The 19,265-nt window shown below is 67.8% G+C and carries 18 protein-coding genes; 5 read left to right on the forward strand and 13 right to left on the reverse strand.

Annotated features, from left to right (window positions below; translation table 11 throughout):
- Positions 1-6: 6 nt before the first annotated feature.
- Both WS66_RS22790 and WS66_RS22795 read right to left on the reverse strand, forming a co-directional pair.
- Complete coding sequence (locus WS66_RS22790; protein ID WP_059606500.1) at positions 7-543, reverse strand: NUDIX domain-containing protein; 537 nt, start codon at positions 541-543, stop codon at positions 7-9.
- 121 nt (positions 544-664) lie between these two features.
- Positions 665-1,921 (reverse strand): YbfB/YjiJ family MFS transporter, encoded by a 1,257-nt coding sequence (locus WS66_RS22795; RefSeq protein ID WP_059606498.1) that lies wholly within the window; start codon positions 1,919-1,921, stop codon positions 665-667.
- Between the two features lie 124 nt (positions 1,922-2,045).
- Between WS66_RS22795 and WS66_RS22800 the strand changes: the two genes are divergently transcribed.
- The gene (locus WS66_RS22800; RefSeq protein ID WP_059606496.1) at positions 2,046-2,963 is read left to right on the forward strand and encodes a LysR family transcriptional regulator; all 918 of its coding nucleotides are present in this window, start codon (positions 2,046-2,048) and stop codon (positions 2,961-2,963) included.
- A gap of 141 nt (positions 2,964-3,104) precedes the next feature.
- On the opposite strand, the gene alaS is transcribed toward WS66_RS22800, so the two are convergent.
- Complete coding sequence (gene alaS / locus WS66_RS22805; RefSeq protein WP_059606494.1) at positions 3,105-5,729, reverse strand: alanine--tRNA ligase; 2,625 nt, start codon at positions 5,727-5,729, stop codon at positions 3,105-3,107.
- 239 nt (positions 5,730-5,968) lie between these two features.
- Here alaS and WS66_RS22815 point away from each other — a divergent pair, with 239 nt between their 5' ends.
- Positions 5,969-7,189: a CaiB/BaiF CoA transferase family protein gene (locus WS66_RS22815; RefSeq protein WP_059606492.1), complete on the forward strand. Its 1,221-nt coding sequence runs from the start codon at positions 5,969-5,971 to the stop codon at positions 7,187-7,189.
- 107 nt (positions 7,190-7,296) lie between these two features.
- Here WS66_RS22815 and WS66_RS22820 read toward each other — a convergent pair whose 3' ends face one another.
- Entirely contained in the window at positions 7,297-7,845 is a 549-nt protein-coding gene (locus WS66_RS22820; protein ID WP_059606490.1) for an RBBP9/YdeN family alpha/beta hydrolase, read from the reverse strand.
- A gap of 172 nt (positions 7,846-8,017) precedes the next feature.
- Positions 8,018-8,227 carry an ornithine acetyltransferase gene (locus tag WS66_RS22825; protein ID WP_006497729.1) on the reverse strand — a complete coding sequence of 70 codons (210 nt, stop codon included), beginning with the start codon at positions 8,225-8,227 and terminating at the stop codon, positions 8,018-8,020.
- Positions 8,228-8,480: 253 nt separating this feature from the next.
- Here WS66_RS22825 and WS66_RS22830 point away from each other — a divergent pair, with 253 nt between their 5' ends.
- Positions 8,481-10,190 (forward strand): glutamine--tRNA ligase/YqeY domain fusion protein, encoded by a 1,710-nt coding sequence (locus WS66_RS22830; RefSeq protein WP_059606487.1) that lies wholly within the window; start codon positions 8,481-8,483, stop codon positions 10,188-10,190.
- A 157-nt stretch (positions 10,191-10,347) separates the two neighbouring features.
- Here WS66_RS22830 and WS66_RS22835 read toward each other — a convergent pair whose 3' ends face one another.
- The 3 genes from WS66_RS22835 to WS66_RS22845 form a co-directional block, all read right to left on the reverse strand.
- On the reverse strand, positions 10,348-10,818 hold the full coding sequence (locus tag WS66_RS22835; protein ID WP_059606485.1) for an NUDIX hydrolase: 471 nt from the start codon (positions 10,816-10,818) through the stop codon (positions 10,348-10,350).
- 11 nt (positions 10,819-10,829) lie between these two features.
- Positions 10,830-11,216: a hypothetical protein gene (locus tag WS66_RS22840; protein ID WP_059606483.1), complete on the reverse strand. Its 387-nt coding sequence runs from the start codon at positions 11,214-11,216 to the stop codon at positions 10,830-10,832.
- 112 nt (positions 11,217-11,328) lie between these two features.
- On the reverse strand, positions 11,329-12,687 hold the full coding sequence (locus WS66_RS22845) for a cytochrome-c peroxidase (RefSeq protein ID WP_059606482.1): 1,359 nt from the start codon (positions 12,685-12,687) through the stop codon (positions 11,329-11,331).
- 223 nt (positions 12,688-12,910) lie between these two features.
- Here WS66_RS22845 and WS66_RS22850 point away from each other — a divergent pair, with 223 nt between their 5' ends.
- On the forward strand, positions 12,911-14,497 hold the full coding sequence (locus WS66_RS22850; RefSeq protein ID WP_059606480.1) for an acid phosphatase: 1,587 nt from the start codon (positions 12,911-12,913) through the stop codon (positions 14,495-14,497).
- Between the two features lie 106 nt (positions 14,498-14,603).
- Here the strand turns inward: WS66_RS22850 and WS66_RS22855 are convergent, their stop codons facing one another.
- From WS66_RS22855 to WS66_RS22870, 5 genes are all read right to left on the reverse strand, one after another.
- Complete coding sequence (locus WS66_RS22855) at positions 14,604-16,106, reverse strand: alginate export family protein (RefSeq protein ID WP_059606475.1); 1,503 nt, start codon at positions 16,104-16,106, stop codon at positions 14,604-14,606.
- Entirely contained in the window at positions 16,103-16,801 is a 699-nt protein-coding gene (locus WS66_RS22860) for a YoaK family protein (RefSeq protein ID WP_059606472.1), read from the reverse strand. Before WS66_RS22860 ends, WS66_RS22855 begins: the two co-directional genes overlap by 4 nt.
- Positions 16,798-17,712 carry a hypothetical protein gene (locus WS66_RS22865; RefSeq protein ID WP_059606470.1) on the reverse strand — a complete coding sequence of 305 codons (915 nt, stop codon included), beginning with the start codon at positions 17,710-17,712 and terminating at the stop codon, positions 16,798-16,800. The genes WS66_RS22860 and WS66_RS22865 overlap by 4 nt, the downstream gene beginning before the upstream one ends.
- A gap of 174 nt (positions 17,713-17,886) precedes the next feature.
- The gene (locus WS66_RS34470) at positions 17,887-18,036 is read right to left on the reverse strand and encodes a hypothetical protein (protein WP_159086572.1); all 150 of its coding nucleotides are present in this window, start codon (positions 18,034-18,036) and stop codon (positions 17,887-17,889) included.
- Between the two features lie 19 nt (positions 18,037-18,055).
- Positions 18,056-18,223 (reverse strand): DUF1427 family protein, encoded by a 168-nt coding sequence (locus WS66_RS22870; protein ID WP_059467730.1) that lies wholly within the window; start codon positions 18,221-18,223, stop codon positions 18,056-18,058.
- A 113-nt stretch (positions 18,224-18,336) separates the two neighbouring features.
- Between WS66_RS22870 and WS66_RS22875 the strand changes: the two genes are divergently transcribed.
- Entirely contained in the window at positions 18,337-19,260 is a 924-nt protein-coding gene (locus tag WS66_RS22875; RefSeq protein WP_059606468.1) for a LysR family transcriptional regulator, read from the forward strand.
- The last annotated feature ends 5 nt before the right edge of the window (positions 19,261-19,265 follow it).

The raw sequence follows: 19,265 nt of genomic DNA on the forward strand, positions 1-19,265 counted from the left end.
GGCCCGTCACTGCCCCGCTCGATCGACGAATTCGAAATCGAGGCCGCGCGCGCGCATCCAGTCGGCCAGCGCGTAGCCGGTGCCGGCGCGCCACGGGCGCAGCAACGGCGGCTCGACGAGCCGGTATTCGAGCAGCTCCGGCGACAGCGCGACGGTGCCCGACGCGCGCACGTGGTACGCGATGATCAGCTCGTTCTTGCGCATGAATTCATAGACGCCGACCAGCGTGACCTGCTCGGCCTTCAGCGCGGTTTCCTCGAACACCTCGCGCGCGATGCCGTCCTCGGGCGTCTCGCCGTTCTCGAGGAAACCGGTGATCAGCGCGAACATCCCCTCCGGCCAGGCCGCATTGCGCGCGAGCAGGATCTTGCCGTCGAGCTCGACGATCGCGGCCACCACCGGCAGCGGGTTGTTCCAGTGCACGTAGCCACACTCGTCATCCGGGCAAGCCTGGCGGACGCGCCCGCCCTCGTGTTCGGGATCGGCGCGCTCGGTCAGCGGACGCGCGCAGCGCGGGCAAAAACGGTAGTCGGCGATGGTCATCGATGGGGATCTGGCAGGCGCCGACGGCGGCCGGCAAGCCGCCTCGCACGCCCGCTCGGCGCAGGAAAGGCTTCATTCTAGCGAGTTTGCCCGCGTCGCTGACGATCCGGCCCCGATGATGTCAGGGTTGCATGCTCGGTTGCGCACGCCCGCGTGCGGCCGTCGCCGCGAAGCCGGCGGCACCGACGAGCAAGGCACCCGCCGCGACCCACAGCGCCGGCGAGAACGACCCGAAACGCGCGGTCAGCGGCGCCGCGACGAGCGGGCCGAGAATCTGCCCGACCCCGTACGACGCGGTCGCATAGCCCATCAGCCCGGCCGCGCGTTCGCCGTGCAGCCGCCGCGCCTCGCGCATCGCGAACAGCGTGATGGCGGTAAACGGCAGGCCGAGCAGCGCGCTCCCGATCGAGAAGCCCACCGCATTCGGCCACACGATCCCCGCCGCGATCCCGAGCGCCTGCGTCGCGCAACCGGCGGCGAGCAGCAGCCGGTTGTCCCAGCGGCCGGGCAGCCGCGCGGCCGCGATCGCGCCGACGATCAGCGCCGCGCCGAACATCGGCCAGAACAGGTCCGGCCACGGCGAGCCGGCCGGCAGCGCGGCGCGCGCGATCACTGGCAGGAACGTCGCGGTGATGATGTAGCCGAAACCCGGCATCCCGTACAGGACGACGAGCCATGCGGCGTCGGCCCGATGGCGCCGCGCGTCGTGCGGTGCCGCGTCCGTCGCCGCATGCAGGACGGGCGCGGCCGACGTGGCGCCTGCCGCCGCCGGCACCGGCGCGCTGCCGAACGTGCGCCAGATCGCGATCGACAACACCGCCGACAACGCCGCGAAGCCGAGCCAGCCGGGCGCCGCGCGATGGCCGGCGAGTGCGCTGCCGATCAGGCCCGTCAGCACGATGCCGACACCGGGCCCCGCGTAGATCACCCCGCTCCATTCGGGCGCGTGCAGTTCGGCGAGCCGCCGCAGCCCCCATTGCGACACGAATACGAACGTCCATGCGCTGACGACGCCCGCGACGAAGCGCACCACGAGCCACACCGGCAGCACATGGCCGACGCCCATCGCGGCGGTCAGCAGCACGGTGGCGGCAAGCCCGAAGCGCACCATTCGCGCGGGCGCGACGCGCATCGCCGCGCAACTGACCGCGCCGACGAAATAGCCCGCGTAGTTCGCCGACGCGAGCCAGCTGCCGGCTTTCAGGCCGATCGAGCCGTCGGCGAGCATCAGCGGCAGCAGCGGCGTGAACGCGAAGCGGCCGATGCCGAGCGCGACGGCAAGCCCGATCATGCAGGCAAGCGCAACCGCGCGGGCGCGACGGTCGGCGTCGTCGGAAAGGGGTACGCCGGCGGCGCTCGGAGCATCGGAACGGGACATGGCGGCATGGGCCGCGCGGGTTGCGCAACGGCCGGAACGAGAATCGGATTGCTTGTATCGTAGCTTGACCGAACGTTCTCTAAAAACGAATAATTGAGAATCCAGCAATCTCACGGAGAGAATCATGGACCTGGCGGCGCTGGCGATTTTCAGGGCCGTCGTGCGCGAGAACGGCATCACGCGCGCGGCGGCGAAGCTCAATCGCGTGCAGTCGAACGTGACGACGCGCATCAAGCAGCTCGAGGAGGAACTCGGCGCGGCGCTGTTCGTGCGCGACGGCCGCCGGCTCGTGCTGACGCCGGCCGGGCATACGCTGCTGCCCTACGCGGAGCGGCTGCTCGAGCTTGCCGACGAGGCGCGCGACGCCGTGCGCGAGGACACGCCGCGCGGGCGGCTGCGGCTCGGCACGATGGAAAGCACGGCCGCGAGCCGGCTGCCGGCCGTGCTCGCGCGCTATCACCATGCGTGGCCCGACGTATCGCTGGAGCTCGTGACCGGCACGACCGGCTGGCTGATCGACAAGGTGCGCGACTTCGAGGTCGACGCGGCGCTGTTCGCGCGGCCGCCCGAGCCGGACACGCTGCCCGACACGTTCGAGACGGTGCCCATCTTCCGCGAGGACCTGGTGCTGCTGACGCCGCGCGGCCATCCGCCGGTGCGCACGCCGCGCGACGTGATCCTGCCGACGCTGATCGCGTTCGAGCGCGGCTGCACGTACCGGAAGTATGTCGAGCGATGGTATGCGGCGCACGGGATGAAACCCGCGCGCGTGCTCGAACTGGCTTCGTATCACGCGATCGTCGCGTGCGTCGCGGCCGGTGCGGGCGTCGCGGTCGCGCCGCGCTCGGTGCTCGAGCTTCAGCCCGAGACCGGCAACGTCGCCGCCCACAGGATCGCGGAACTCGAAGCAATCGACACGCTGCTCGCGTGGCGGCACGGTTACGCGTCGGCGGCACTCGCCGCGTTGCGCGATGCGCTCGGCGATGCCGCGCGGCAGTCGGGAGATTCGCCCTCGTTGCCGGCAACGGCATTACCGGCCTGATTCCGCCGCGCCGACGCGCCGGCATGCGCTCATCCTGCGCACCGGCAAAAACAAAACGACCCGACCGGCCACCGCCGATCGGGTCGTTTTCTCGTGCGCTGCGACGGGGTCAGCAAGACCGCATCGCATCAGCCATTCCGATCAAAGACGCTCTTCGACCCAGCCCTTGACGCCTGCCAGCGCGCCCGGCAGGTTCGCCGGTTCCGTGCCGCCTGCCTGCGCCATGTCCGGACGGCCACCGCCCTTGCCGCCCACCTGCTGCGCGACGAAGTTCACGAGCTCGCCGGCCTTGACCTTCTTGCTCGCGTCCGGCGTGACGCCCGCGATCAGGCTGACCTTGCCGCCTTCGACGGCCGCGAGCACGATCGCCGCGCTCTTCAGCTTGTCCTTCAGCTTGTCGACCGTTTCGCGCAGCGTCTTCGCGTCGGCACCGTCGAGCGTCGCCGCGAGCACGTACACACCGCCAATTTCGACGGCCTGCTGCGCGAGTTCATCACCCTGGCTCGATGCGAGCTTCGACTTCAGCGCGCCCAGTTCCTTCTCGAGCGACTTCACCTGGTCCTGCACCTGCGCGATGCGCTGCGTGAGCTCCGACGGCTGTGCCTTCAGCGCTGCCGCCGCTTGGTTCACGCGGGCGTCGAGCTCCTGCACATAGCGCACCGCGTTGTCGCCGGTGATCGCCTCGACGCGGCGGATGCCGGCCGCGACGCCGCCTTCGACGACGATCTTGAAGAAGCCGATATCGCCGGTGCGGTGCACGTGCGTGCCGCCGCACAGTTCGCGCGAGAAGCCTAGGTCGAGCACGCGCACTTCGTCGCCGTACTTCTCGCCGAACAGCGCCATCGCGCCGCCCTTCACCGCTTCGTCATACGGCATCACGCGCACGATGCCCGGCGCGTTCGCGAGGATTTCGTTGTTGACGATCTGCTCGACGCGACGGATTTCATCGTCGGTCATCGGCGCGTTGTGCGCGAAGTCGAAGCGGGTTTTCTCCGCATCGACGAGCGAACCCTTCTGCTGCACGTGCGCGCCGAGCACTTCACGCAGCGCCTTGTGCATCAGGTGGGTGGCCGAGTGGTTGCGCTGGGTGCGCGCGCGGCGGTGCGCGTCGATTTCCGCGCGCAGCACGTCGCCGATCTTCAGCGTGCCCTGTTCGAGCGTGCCGTGGTGGCCGATCACGTCGGCCTGCACCTTCAGCGTGTCGGCCACCGCGAAGCGCGTCGACGCATTCGCGAGCACGCCCTGGTCGCCGACCTGGCCGCCCGATTCCGCGTAGAACGGCGTGTGGTCGAGCACGACGACCGCATCCTGGCCGTGCTTCACTTCGTTGACGGCAGAACCGTCGACGTACAGCGCGATGACCTTCGCGTCGTCGAACGCGATTTCCTCATAGCCGTGGAAGGTGGTCTTCGCGCCCGAGTATTCGAGGCCCTGCGTGGCCTTGAACTTGCCGGCCGCGCGCGCCTGCTCGCGCTGGCGCGCCATCGCGTCGTCGAACGCCGGCTCGTCGACCGTCATCCCGCGCTCGCGGCACACGTCGGCCGTGAGGTCGAGCGGGAAGCCGTAGGTGTCGTGCAGCTTGAACGCGAGTTCGCCGTCGAGCACCTTGCCGCCCTTCGCCTCGACGTCCGCCAGCGCGGCCTCGAGGATCGACATCCCGTGTTCGATCGTCTCGAAGAAGCGCTCTTCTTCCTGACGCAGCACGTCCGTCACGCGCTGCTCGGCTTCCTTCAGTTCCGGATACGCGGCGCCCATTTCGGCGACGAGGTCGGCCACCAGCTTGTGGAAGAACGAGCCCTTGCGGCCGAGCTTGTAGCCGTGGCGGATCGCGCGGCGCACGATGCGGCGCAGCACGTAGCCGCGGCCTTCGTTGCCGGGGATCACGCCGTCGACGATCAGGAACGAGCACGCGCGGATGTGATCGGCGATCACCTTCAGCGAGTTGTTGTTCAGGTCGCTGATCTCGGTCACGCGCGCGGCGGCCTTGATCAGGTTCTGGAACAGGTCGATCTCGTAGTTGCTATGCACGTGCTGCAGCACCGCGGCGAGACGCTCGAGGCCCATGCCGGTGTCGACCGACTGCTTCGGCAGGCGCGTCATGTTGCCCTGCGCGTCGCGGTTGAACTGCATGAACACGAGGTTCCAGATCTCGATGTAGCGGTCGCCGTCTTCTTCCGGCGATCCCGGCGGACCACCCCAGACGTCCGGGCCGTGGTCGTAGAAGATTTCCGTGCACGGGCCGCACGGGCCCGTGTCACCCATCGTCCAGAAGTTGTCCGACGCGTAGCGCGCGCCCTTGTTGTCGCCGATGCGGATGATCCGCTCGGTCGGCACGCCGACTTCCTTCGCCCAGATGTCGTAGGCTTCGTCGTCTTCCTGGTAGACGGTGACCCACAGCTTTTCCTTCGGCAGCTGGTAGACCGTGGTCAGCAGTTCCCACGCGAACTTGATCGCGTCATGCTTGAAGTAGTCGCCGAACGAGAAATTGCCGAGCATCTCGAAGAACGTGTGGTGGCGCGCCGTGTAGCCGACGTTCTCGAGGTCGTTGTGCTTGCCGCCCGCGCGCACGCTGCGCTGCGCCGTGGTGGCGCGCGAGTACGGACGCGGGTCCGTGCCGAGGAACACGTCCTTGAACTGGACCATGCCCGAGTTCGTGAACATCAGCGTGGGGTCGTTACCGGGCACGAGGCTCGACGAGCGGACGATCGTGTGGCCCTTCGATTCGAAGAATTTGAGGAATTTCTCGCGGATTTCGGCAGCTTTCATGGCGTGCGGGGAATGTCTGGCTGAGACGGCTTCAAACGCCGGCCGTCCTCGCGGACGCACGGCGGGCAAATATCGTAAACGATCGATTATACGATACAGACCGGTGCCCCAGACGGCAGCGGCCCGGCGCGGCGGACGACCGGCCTGGGCCACCCGTGCGGCCGATTCGCCTTAAGATGCTCGGCATGCCAATCCGCCTTGCCCCGGCCAGGCGAGCCATGAAAGGAGACGATTCGACGATGGGTGCCTTGAGCCATATCCGCGTGCTTGACCTGACCCGCGTGCTCGCGGGCCCGTGGTGCGCGCAGACGCTCGCCGACTTCGGCGCGGACGTAATCAAGGTCGAGCGCCCCGGCGCCGGCGACGACACGCGCCACTGGGGGCCGCCGTACCTGAAGGACGCGAACGGCGACGATACGGCGGAGGCCGCGTACTATCTCGCGGCGAACCGCAACAAGCGCTCGGTGACGGTCGACATCGCGACGCCGGAAGGCCAGCAGATCGTGCGCGAGCTCGCCGCGCAGAGCGACGTCGTGCTCGAGAACTACAAGGTCGGGCAGTTGAAGAAGTACGGGCTCGATTACGAATCGCTGCGCGCGGTGAAACCCGATCTCGTCTACTGCTCGGTCACGGGCTTTGGCCAGACGGGCCCGTACGCGCACCGCGCGGGCTACGACTTCATCGTCCAGGGAATCGGCGGATTCATGAGCATCACCGGCGAGCGCGACAGCGAGCCGGGCGGCGGCCCGCAGAAGGCCGGCGTCGCGATCGCCGATCTCGCGACGGGCCTCTACTCGACGATCGCGGTACTCGCCGCGCTTGCGCACCGCGACCGGACGGGCGAAGGCCAGTACATCGACATGGCGCTGCTCGACGTGCAGGTCGCGCTGCTCGCGAACATGAACACCAACTTCCTCGCGAGCGGCAAGCCGCCGGTGCGCTGGGGCAACGCGCACCCGAACATCGTGCCGTACCAGACGTTCCAGACGAGCGACGGCTGGATCATCGTCGCGGTCGGCAACGACGGGCAGTTCCGCAAGTTCGTCGAGGCCGGCGGCCGGCCCGAGCTGGCCGACGACGAACGGTTCGCGACCAACCCGTCGCGCGTGCGCCATCGCGATACGCTGGTGCCGATCCTCGCCGAGATGGTGAAGACGCGCGGCAAGGCCGACTGGATCGGCGCGCTCGAAGCGGCCGGCGTGCCGTGCGGGCCGATCAACGAGCTCGACGAGGTGTTCGACAACGAGCAGGTGGTCGCGCGCGGGATGCAGGTATCGCTGCCGCACCCGTGCGGCGCGGACGTGAAACTCGTGCGCAACCCGATCCGGATGAGCGCGACGCCGCCCGATGCGCGCACCGCCCCGCCGCTGCTCGGCGCGCAGACGGAAGACGTACTGCGCGACATGCTCGGCTACGACGCGGCGCGCATTGCGGCGCTGAAGGCGAAACAGGCGATCTGAACCGACCCGGGACGAGTGCGCCGCTGCGCCTCCGGAGATACGCGGCGGCGTGCCCGGGCGCCAGCGGACGCTGACGGATCGATGGACCGGCGCTTAGCGGCTAGCCACTAGCGCGCGAGCGCATCGAGCCAGCCTCGCGCGTCGGGCCAGTCGCCGAGTCCGCTGTCCGCGTTGATGTGGCCGCGCGGGCCGAGGTCATGGAAGGCGCTGCCCCACGCATCCGCGCAGCCGCGCGCGAACGCGATCGAGCCGTACGGATCGTCGCTGCTTGCAACCACGCAGGTCGGAAACGACAGCCGCTCATGCGGCACCGGCCCGAAACCGTGCGCATCGGCCGGAAACGCCGGCCCGGCCGGATCGGGCAACGCGACGAGCAACGCACCGCGCACCTTCGCGAGCGCGGCCGGCCGCGCGTAGCGGGTCGCCCACCACGCGGTGGTCAACGTGCCGAGGCTGTGCGCCGCGATCGTCACGGGGCCCGGTGCGGCCTCGACCGCGCGGTCGAGCGCGAGACACCAGCCGTTGCGGAACGCACTGTTCCAGTCGGGCATCGCGACGCGCACGAAACGCGCGTCGGCGCGCTCCCAACGGCTTTGCCAGTGGAGCGGACCGGAGTTGCCGTAGCCCGGCAGCACGAAAACGAGAGAATCGCTCATGGATGGTTCGTCGACGAATGAAGTCGTTATGTAACGTCGACGAAGTGTCGCACACCCGCTCCTCCCTGATGCTGCCTGTCGAATCGCGGAATGGATGTGCGAAGCAGAAACGGGCCGTGACGCTGCGGCAACACCGTCACGCCCAGCCGGCGCTCACGCGCGCCGGCTTCGATCAGCGCACGCCGGCGCCGACCAGGCCGCCTGCCGCGGCGCCGGCAACCGTGCCGACCGGGCCGCCCGTGATCAGGTAGCCCAGCGCGCCGCCCGCGGCCGCGCCGATACCGGCATTACGTTGCGTATGCGTCATCGCACATGCGCCGAGCTGCGACAAGGCCGCGACGATTACCGCGGTACGAACGAGAAAAGTGGTCTTCTTCATCATGATTGTTGGTGTCCTCCCGCCAGCAAAAAATACGAATGGCGGCATTGAATCGGTAAAAGCCATCATAGGAAAAGCCGAATGCGCCGGGCAATCCGATTTACGTCGTGTTACAGCCGACACACAATCGAGATATTGCGGTTCCGCGCCGCGAACCGCCCGGCCGGTGGCGCAACCCGCGCGGGACGGACCCCGGTCAGGTAGAATTGCGGGATTACCCCGGCGCGACGCGCCGACACAACCTGACGCCAACCGCATGAGCACCGAACGCAACGACGCCCCCGCGGCTTCCAACTTCATCCGCAACATCATCGACGACGACAACCGCACCGGCAAATGGGGCGGCCGCGTCGAGACGCGCTTTCCGCCCGAGCCGAACGGCTATCTGCACATCGGCCATGCCAAGAGCATCTGCCTGAACTTCAGCGTCGCGCGCGACTACGGCGGCGTGTGCCACCTGCGCTTCGACGACACGAACCCGGAAAAGGAAAGCGTCGAGTACGTCGACTCGATCGTCGACGCGGTCCGCTGGCTCGGCTTCGACTGGCGCAAGGATGCGGTCGATCACCAGTATTTCGCGAGCGACTACTACGACAAGCTGTACGAATTCGCCGAGTTGCTGATCCAGCGCGGCAAGGCATACGTCGACAGCCAGAGCGCCGAGGAAATGCGCGCGAACCGCGGCTCGCTGACCGAAGGCGGCAAGCCGTCGCCGTTCCGCGACCGTTCGCCCGAGGAAAACCTCGACCTGTTCCGCCGCATGAAGGCCGGCGAGTTCAAGGAAGGCGAGCACGTGCTGCGCGCGAAGATCGACATGGCTTCGCCGAACATGAACATGCGCGATCCGGTGATCTACCGGATCCGCTACGCGCACCACTACCGCACCGGCGACGCGTGGTGCGTGTATCCGATGTACGACTACACGCACTGCATCTCGGATGCGCTCGAAGGCATCACGCATTCGCTGTGCACGCTCGAGTTCGAGGATCATCGCCCGCTGTACGACTGGGTGCTGAACGAACTCGCGGAAGCCGGCGTGTTCACGCGCCCGCTGCCGCAGCAAATCGAATTCTCGCGGCTGAACCTCACGTACGCGATCACGAGCAAGCGCAAGCTGCTGCAGCTCGTCACCGAAGGCCACGTCGACGGCTGGGACGACCCGCGCATGCCGACGATCGTCGGCGTGCGACGCCGCGGCTTCACGCCGGAGAGCATCCACTTGTTCTGCGAGCGGATCGGCGTGACGAAGATCGATTCGTGGATCGACATGAGCATCTTCGAAGGCGCGCTGCGCGACGACCTCGACGACAAGGCGGCGCGTACGGTCGCGGTGCTCGATCCGCTGAAGCTCGTGATCGACAACTATCCGGAAGGCCAGGAAGAAGCGTGCACGGCGCCCGTGCATCCGCATCACCCGGAGCGCGGCGTGCGCACGTTCCCGATCTCGCGCGAGCTGTGGATCGAACGCGAGGACTTCGTCGAGAACCCGCCGAAGGGTTATTTCCGCCTGTTCCCGGGCAACAAGGTGCGCCTGCGCTACGGCTACGTGATCGAGTGCACGGGCTTCGACAAGGACGCCGACGGCAACGTGACGGCCGTGCACTGCAACTATTTCCCGGACAGCAAGTCGGGCACCGAAGGCGCGAACACCTACAAGGTCAAGGGCAACATCCACTGGGTCAGCGTGAAGCATGCGCAGGCGGCCGAAGTCCGGATCTACGACCGGCTGTTCAAGGAGCCGCATCCGGACGCGGGCGGTGCGAACTTCCTCGAGGCGCTGAATCCGGATTCGAAGAAGGTCACGCAGGCCTACGTCGAACCAGGCGCCGGCGACGTTGCGCCGGAAACGCGCCTCCAGTTCGAGCGTCACGGCTATTTCGTCGCCGACCGCGTCGATTCGAAACCGGGCAAGCCCGTGTTCAACCGGATCGTCGGGCTGCGCGACAGCTGGGGCAAGCCGGCCTGACGGCCTGCTCCATGCACGGCGCGCGGCTCCGTGCCGGCGTCGCGTAGCGATAAAAAAACCGGCCTCCGGGCCGGCGTCGCGTGACGATAAAAAAAACCGGCCTTCGGGCCGGTTTTTTATTGCGCTCGCGGGATCGTCGGAATCGACGCGGCAGCGCTCACGCGCCCGCCAGTCGCCGGTGCAGATCCGCGAGCGACAGCGTCGTGCGAAACAACCGCGCGAGGCTGCGGCTCGCATATGCGTCGACGTCGCCGGGTGCGGTCCAGCGATACGCGTCCATCTCGGGAATCGGCGAGCCGTCGCGACGGCTCGGGAACATCGACGTGCACGTGCAGTGCGCGGGATCGATCTCGTCGTCCGTGACCCGCACCGCGAACAGGTGCAGGTCCTTGTCGTGACGATATGCGAAGCGGCCGAGATCGAGCAGCCGCGCCGCCGCGAGTTCGATGCCGGTTTCCTCGCGCAACTCCCGCAGCGCCGCGTCGGCCGGTGACTCGCCGGGCTCGCCCTGCCCCTTCGGGATGTCCCAGTGCGCGGTATCCGTCGCGTGCGCGAGGAACACGCGGCCGGCCCCGTCGAGAATCACGACGCCGCACGATACCGTGCGCCGCGCACCGCTGCGCTTCATTGCTCGCGCGCTCAGCGCTTCTGCAGCTGCCACTTGCCCGCGGCGGTCTTGCAGTAGACGGGCTTGAGCGTCATCGTCTGGCCCTTCGCGGTAATGTCGGTGGCGATTTCGCGGCAGGTCTTGCCGTCGTTCTCGGACGTCGACGGCGTGAGCTTCGCGTCGATCTGCGTGCCGCGGCCGCTGCTCTGCCACGTCGTGGTCTCGCCGTCCTTGCCTTCGTCGCGCACCTGCACGACGGCCTTGGCCAGCGACGCGCGGTCGGTCTTGCTGAAGTAGGTCAGCGGCGTGTCGTTCAGGAAGCCCAGGTTGCTTTGCGCGTGGGCGGGCAGCATCGCGGCTGCGCACGCGGCGCCGGCCAGCACGCGCGTGACGACGGAAAGGGATGCACGCATCGACATGTGTTGTTCTCCTTGGATGTTCGATCGAACGGCGTGGCGCGCGGCCGGCGACCCGGCACGCGCCACGCCCGTCAGCCAGCGAGCATAGCATGCGTGCCGCAAGGCCCGTGTTCTAGCGCGCGGCCGACGTGGCCGCCGGTTGATATCCGTCGGTCAGCGTGTTCAGGAACGCGATCACGTCCTTGATCTCGGCCGCGTTCAGCGCGGGGGCGTCGCCGCGCTTGCGGTCGAACGGCGGCTCGCGGTTGATGTTCGGCCAGTAGCGCTTCGGCAGGTCGTCATACACCTGCACCTTGCCGTGCACGACCGGATAGAACTTCTCGGGATGGATGTCGCGCTCGACATAGAAGCGCATCACGTCCTCGAGCGAGTGATACACGCCGTTGTGGAAGAACGTCTTGCGCAACGCGACGTTGCGCAGCGACGGTGTGCGGAACAGCCCGCAGAATTCGTCGCGGCCCTTCAGGTCGGTGCGCTCGGGGCCGCACGCGCCGAGATCGTGGAAGCGCGGATCGCGATTGACCGGCAGCGCGCGGTTGCGCGGCACAGCGATCGCGATCAGGCCGAAATCGCTGAACTGCGGCGGCCCCCCTTCGAGCGTGCGCTGGCTCACGTGACAGCTCGCGCAGTTGCCCTTCTTCTCGTCGTTGAACAGCTGCAGCCCGTGCAACTCGGCGGGCGTGAGTTGCGCGTGGCCGGCCAGATACGCGTCGTACTTGCTCGTGTACGGATCGAACAATGCCGGCTGCTGCTGGAATGCGTCGAGCGCACGCAGCACCGCGCCGAACGTCGCCTGGTCGTCGCCGAGGACCCGATCGCCGAATGCCTTGCGGAACGCGTCGGCATAGGGCACGGCACGCACCGCCTTCGCGACCCGCGCCGGCGAGCTGCTCATCTCGAATGGCGACGTGAGGGGAATACGCGCCTGCGCATCGCGCGTGTCGACGCGACCGTCCCAGGTCAATCCACCGGTCGGGCCTGCATCGATGCTTTCGTCGCCTTCGTCGGGCGAATCGTGGAAGTGCTCGGTGAATGGCGGAATCCCGCGCACGTACTTCAGCGACGGCACCGCGCGAAAGCCCATGCGATGCATGTCGTCGCCGCCGAGCTGCACCGACAGCGCGTTCGGCGGACCGAACGCATGCTCGGCGCTATGACACGACGCGCATGCGAGCTTGCCGGAGCCGGACAGCGACGGATCGAAGAACAACTGCTTGCCGAGCGCCGTCATCTGCTTCACGCCCTCGAATACCTGCGCGCGTGTCTGCGGCTGGCTGGCCGGCGCGACCGCCGGGGTGGCCGGGGCGGCCGGGGCGGCTTGTGCCGCCGACACGACGGAGACCGCCTGCGCGTTCGCACCGGGCCGCGCATCGCAGCCGGCGAGCGGCGCGAGCCCGCCCATCAGCGCGAGCGTCGCCGCGGCGGGGATCAACGATCGCGCGAACGCGAAGGATTTCAGAAGGCTGTGCATCGTCGTTCTTCTTGTAGCGGTGGGCAATCGGCCGGAGCTTATGTCAGTTCCGTGACCGGTGCATGACGTTCGACCGACAGTCAATTGAAAGCGCCCCTACACCCGGCTGTCAAACGGGTTTCAGATAATGCGCGCAGCCGGTTGGTGCCCCGTGGTTCCTGCGCCGGCCCGACGCCAACCCGGTTCCCACACGCGACAAACGACGAAAGAGAGAGAACATCGCATGAAGAAGCACGCCTGGATTCGCTACACGCCGATCGCCCTCGCGGCCGCGCTCAGCCTGACCGCCTGCGGCGGCGACGATGTCACGCAGCAAGGCCTGTCGGCCGTCAAGAACGTCGTCGTGATCTACGCGGAAAACCGCAGCTTCGACAACCTCTACGGCAACTTCCCGGGCGCGAACGGTCTGCAGAACGCAACGGCTGCGAACTCGGTGCAGAAGGATCGCGACGGCTCGACGATGGCGACGCTGCCGAAGGTCTGGGGTGGCCTGACCGCAACCGGCATCACGCCCGCGGTCACCGAAGCGATGACGGCGAACCTGCCGAACGCACCGTTCGCGATCGACGATCCCAACGGCTTCAACCAGTCGATGAGCATCGCGACGCGCGACATCGTGCACCGCTTCTACCAGGACCAGATGCAGATCGACGGCGGCAAGAACGACATGTATGCCGCATGGACCGATGCGGGCGGCCTGACGATGGGCCACTACACGCCGGATCCGTCGAAGCTGCCGCTGTGGAAGATCGCGCAGCAATACGTGCTGGCCGACAACTTCTTCATGGGCGCGTTCGGCGGCTCGTTCCTGAACCACCAGTACCTGATCTGCGCGTGCGCGCCGTTCTACGCGAACGCCGACAAGAGTCCGGCGGCCGGCAAGATCGCAGTCCTGAACGCCGACGGCAAGTCGCTCGCAGTCGCCGCGAACTCGCCGGCCTCGGCGCTGAGCGGCCCGCCGAAGTTCGTCAACGACGGCGCACTGACGCCGGACTTCTACGGTGTCAACACGATGCAGCCGGCGTACCAGCCGAGCGGTAACAAGGCCGCCACGGGCGGCGACCCGCTGCTCGCCGACCCGGCCAATCCTTCGACGATGCCGCCGCAGACGGCGACCAACATCGGCGACCTGATGACCAACGCGAACGTGTCGTGGGCATGGTATAGCGGCGCATGGGGCCAGGCGCTGCAGGCGAGCCAGAACGGCACGTCGAACGTGATCTACGGCGCCGACCTCTCGACGCCGAACTTCCAGCCGCACCATCAGCCGTTCAACTACTACGCGAACCAGGCACCGGGTACCGCGAGCCGCGCGCAGCACCTGCTCGACGGCGGCGCGAACGGCGCGGACTTCATCAAGGCGATCGACGCGGGCACGCTGCCGCAAGTTACGTTCTACAAGCCGCAGGGCAACCTGAACGAGCACCCGGGGTACACGGACGTCACCTCCGGCGATCAGCACATCGCGGACGTGATCGCGCACCTGCAGGCCAGCCCGCAGTGGAAGAACATGGTCGTGGTCGTCACGTACGACGAAAACGGCGGCTTCTGGGATCACGCAGCGCCGCCGAGCGGCGATCGCTGGGGCCCCGGCACCCGCATTCCGGCGCTGATCGTGTCGCCGTTCGCGAAGAAGGGTTTCGTGGACCATACGCAGTACGACACGGGTTCGATCCTGCGCTTCATCACGCGTCGCTTCTCGCTGCCGCGCCTCGCGGGCCTGCAGCAGCGCGACGACGCGCTGAAGGCGAACGGCGCGCAGCCGATGGGCGACCTGACGAACGCGCTCGCGCTGTCGCCGAACCTGTAACGCCATCGCGGCAAACGGGCCGGCCGCGGTGCCGGCCCGGACGCACGAAGGGCGGCCCCCGCGCGGCCGCCCTTTTTTCATGCGCGCGCGGTGCCGCGCGGCCGCGTCACCAGCCGTACTTCAGCTCGATGCCGGCGTAGTCCGCGTTGTGCCCGCCCGCCTGCCGGATCGCGTCGCCGACCTGGAAGTGCACGGCCTCGACCGCGCCGATCAGGTTCGCGGCGATCGTCCAGTCCGCACGCAGCTGCACGTACATCCCCGTCCACAGGCCGCCCTTGCCTGCCGTGCCGGGTACCGCGACGTTCGGCTGCTGATAGACGGCGTCGCCGGTGGTCTCGCGCCACTGGAAGCCGAGCGCACCGAGCAGCGACAGGTTCGGCGACGGCTTCAGCGTCACCGACGGCTTCACGTGGATCAGGTTCGAGTAGCCCGTGTAGCCGGCAAGCGTGAAGTAATAACCGTTCGGAAAGAGCGGGTTGAAGGTGCCGACGCGGCCATCGTGCGGATGCCGGTCACCCGATGCCGCATCGACTTGCAGCGCGATGCGCGGCGACCACGGCGCATCGAGCTTGTAGCCCGCGATCGAGCCGACGGCCCACGCACCGATCGTGTTGTTACCGACCGTCCCCGTCTGTAGCATCGTCTCGAGATCCCAGTCGAAGCGGCCCTGCGTGCCGGTGTAGCGCAAGTCCCATACGTCGCGATGCTCGGGGCCGCTCGCATCGAGGAAACGTGCGTTGCTGCGGTTGTAGCGCGACCAGTAGCCGGACAGATCCCCCGGCCCGACCGACTGCCGCTCGAAGCGCACGCCGCTGAACGTGAGGTCGCGGTTCGACACGTCATCGAACGCGGACATCGTGCGGTTCTGCACGGGCTGCGTCGCATACCCGATGAAGCGCCACTTCTGATATTCGTAGTCGGCCCACACTGCATCGAACGCCTGCCTCACGTTCGGGCCGTCGCGCGTGGCAATGAAGCGCTGCAAGTCGAAAGCCATTTCCTGCCGGCCGAAGCGGAACTTGAACGTGCCACCGCCGAGCGCGCCCGTGTAGGTCGCGAACGCCTGTTCGAGATCGAGCGGGTTCCTGTCGACCGGCGAGATCGTGTTCTTGCCGAATGCGCGGTCGTCCTGCAACTGCACGAAGAACTGCCAGTGCTGGCCCAGATGCGCATCGGCATGCACTTCGACGCGCTGGATCAGGTACGTATCCGATTGCGCGGAGCCGATCCCGAACAGCGGCGCGTCGTTGGTCTCCAGCCGCTCGCGCAGGTTCACGCCGAGCGACAGATAGGAGGCTGGATCATTGCCGAGCGGAATGTATTTGAGCCCGTCGAGCGGCGCGCGCGGCACGCACGGATTCGCCAGCACCGACCAGTCTTCCTGCCAGCGGTTGAACAGCACCGTCGGCCGCTTCGCCGTGCATGTCGAAGCGGTTGCGTCACCGGGTGTCGATGTCGACGTGGAAGTCGACGTGGATGTCGCCGCCGTTTCCGCGAACGCCGCGTCGGCGCCCGCGAACAGCAGGCCCGCGACGATGGACAAGCGCGCGGCCTGCTCGAAGCGGCGGCCGTGGCGCCTCCCTTGACTCCCCCGCTCCCGCGCGATCATGCGCGCTCCTGCGTGGCCGGTCCGACCGCTTGCGCCGCACACAGTGCGAGCATCGCAAGCACGCCGACGGGTACGAGCAGCGCCAGGAATCCGACATGGCGGAACCCGAGCGCACCGCCCGCCGCGCCGAGCGCGAACGCGACGATCGCCGGCAGCATCTTGCCGAAGCGCGCCCGCGCCGCCGCGCGCGCGGTGTCTGCGGTGCCGGCCGACAGCAGGTCGACGACATCGAGGATCGCCTGCGTCACGTTGCCCGTCATCACCGTATTCGGCACGCCGCCCGCACGCGGAATCACGCGCGGATGCGCGTTCTGCACCCCCATCGCGAACGTACCGACAATGCCGGCCACGAGCGCCGGCAACGCGTCGGGCTGCGTGACGGGCGTCGCCCACACGCCGGCCGCGCAGAAGCCGAGCAGCAGCACGGCCTGCACCGCGTGCAGCGCGCGCGCACCCTGCCAGGCGGGCCGCCCGGACATCGACCGCGCGATCAGGCTGCTCGCAATCACGCCGCACACGAACGCGGGAAACACGCTGAGCTTCAGCACGACACCCTGGCCGAAGCCCGCGATGCCCGCGCCGATCAGCACGAAGTTGCCGGTCACGTGTGCGGTGAACAGCCCGAATAGCGCGACGAAGCTCAGCGTGTCGACGAAGCCGGCCACCGCGGCAAGGAGCGTGTCTTCGTGCTTCATCGCGCGGCGCTCGCATGGATCTCGGCGACATAGCCGCCCGGGAACTGCACGAGTGCAGCGTCGCGCCCATCCGCCGTGAACGGCGGCACGAGCACGGTCGCACCCGCGGCTTCGGCCTTCTTCAGCGTCGCGGCGAGATCGGGCACGTCGTAGCCGGTCATCTCGCGTCCGAACGGGTAAGGCAGATGGCCGTCGGTCACGAGCACGGTCATCTTGCCGAAGCCCGACTCGATGCGGATGCGGCGGTACGTGTCGTTCGGCCGGCCGATCTCGATGCCCGGCGCCTTCAGGTTGTCCGACACCACCTTGCCCTTCGAGAACCTGACGAAGTCGTGCACGAACTTGCGTACGCTTTGCGGCGACACGTAGACGCGGTTCTCGGGGATCGTCTGCAACGCGTCGTAGTTCGGCGCCTGCGTATGCCAGTAGAGCTGCATCTTCACGCCGCCCGCCCACGCAATGACCGCATCGCGGCCGATGGGATCCGGGAACGTGTCGACGATCACGTCGGCGCCATGCTCGCGCGCCGACTTCACGGCGACATCCATGTCCGTGACGAGATAGCCGGTGCGCTCCGCGCAGAACGGATACGGGATCGGCGTCTTGAAGCCGAACACCGAGATCGTGCCAACGGGCGTCAACACGAGTTGCGACATCGTCTGGCTTGGCGTCGGCGTGACCTGGAACACGCCCTGCTTCGACTTCTTGCCGCCGAACGTCGCGACCAAGCTGTCGGTGAAGCGGTCGAAGTCTTCCGGTGCCACGCACACGTGCGTCGTATCGTACTGCGGACCGACGGCAACCGTGGGCGCGACGGCGGGCGGCACGGGCGGTTTCGCGAACGCGGCAGGCGCGGCGACGAGGCCGCTGGCAACCGCAAGCGCCAGCAACGCGGAACGAAGGATTTTCATGACGGGTGTCCTTGTTGTTTCATCAAATGGTGCAGCGGCTCGGGCGATCCCGGTCACCCGAGGCCGTCGCCGGCCGGTTGCCGAGCATCGGCGATGCACGGTCGCGAGCACGAGTGCCGCGATCAACCCAAGATGCTCGAAAAAGCTGTTGAGCGCCATGAAATGTTCGGCTCCCTAGCGGTTCCAGAAATCGTTCGCCACGACCATCGCGACGAAGCGGCCCGCGGTGATCGCCACTGCGGCCGCAGACGGGTTCGCGCGGTCGAGCGTCGTGAACCTTCCGTCGTGAAGGATCAGATCCCGTTGGGACTCGGTTGCGCTCATCAATATGTCCTCGATGCAATCAGAAACCGAGCCAGTGACGGACCGGTGCGACGGCCGCCACGCCGATCAGCATGCCGGCCAGCCCGACCAGCGCGATCAACGGCGGTGCGGGCGAGCGCACCTTGATCACGCTGTACACGACGCCGACCAGCACGCCCGCGCCCAATGAAGCCAGATACGATTCCATACGCCCTTCCCGACTGAATTAGAATGTGCCGCATTGCCGCCCGGGCGCCGTCCGCCGGCGGCCCGAACCGTTGCCGCCCCGTCCGCTTCACTTCGCCGCCACGCTCTCCAGCCATGCAACATCTTCCCGATCTCGAAGCCTGGGCCATCTTCGCGCGCGTCGCCGAGACCGGTTCGTTCGCCAAGGCCGCCGACCTGCTCGGCATCTCGCAACCGACCGTGTCGAAAGCGATCGCACGCCTCGAAAAGCGCCTCGGCGCGATGCTGCTGTACCGCACGTCGCGCAAGCTGTCGCTCACGCCGACCGGCGAATTGCTGCGCGATCGCGCGATCCGGCTGCTCGCCGACGCCGAGCTGATCGAGGGCGAGGCATCCGCGCACGCGCTCGAACCGCACGGCCTCGTGCGCGTGAACGCGCCGATGTCGTTCGGGCTGCGCCACCTGGCGCCGGTACTGCCCGCGTTTCTCGAACGCTACCCGCGCGTCGACATCGACCTCGTGCTGACCGACCACTTCGTCGACATCGTGTCGGGCGGTTTCGACGTCGCGATCCGGATCGCCGAGCTGAACGATTCCTCGCTGCGGGCGCGTCGTCTCTGCGCGGTGCGCCGGCCGCTCGTCGCATCGCCTGCGTATCTCGACCGGCATGGCCGGCCGACCCATCCGAGCGAACTCGACCGGCACGTGTGCCTGACCTACACGAACATCCCGACGCCCGACTACTGGCGCTTTCGCCACGCCACGTCGAACGACGAAATCGGCATACCCGTGCGCGGCCGCATCCGCACCAACAACGCCGACGTCATTGGCCCCGCGCTGCTTGCAGGCCACGGTCTCGCGCTGCAGCCGACATTCCTGGTGTGGGATGCGCTGCAAAGCGGCGAGCTCGAGGAAGTCATGCACGACTGGAAAATCGCCGACATCAACGTCAATCTCGTCACGCCACCCGGCATGCTGCGTGCCGCGCGCGTGACGGCATTGCTCGACTTCCTCGTCGAACATCTGTCGCACGCGCCGTGGGCTCTGCCGCCCGTCTGAACGGG

Origin of the sequence: Burkholderia sp. LA-2-3-30-S1-D2, from assembly GCF_001523915.2 — a bacterium.
In the GTDB taxonomy this organism is placed as follows: domain Bacteria; phylum Pseudomonadota; class Gammaproteobacteria; order Burkholderiales; family Burkholderiaceae; genus Burkholderia; species Burkholderia diffusa.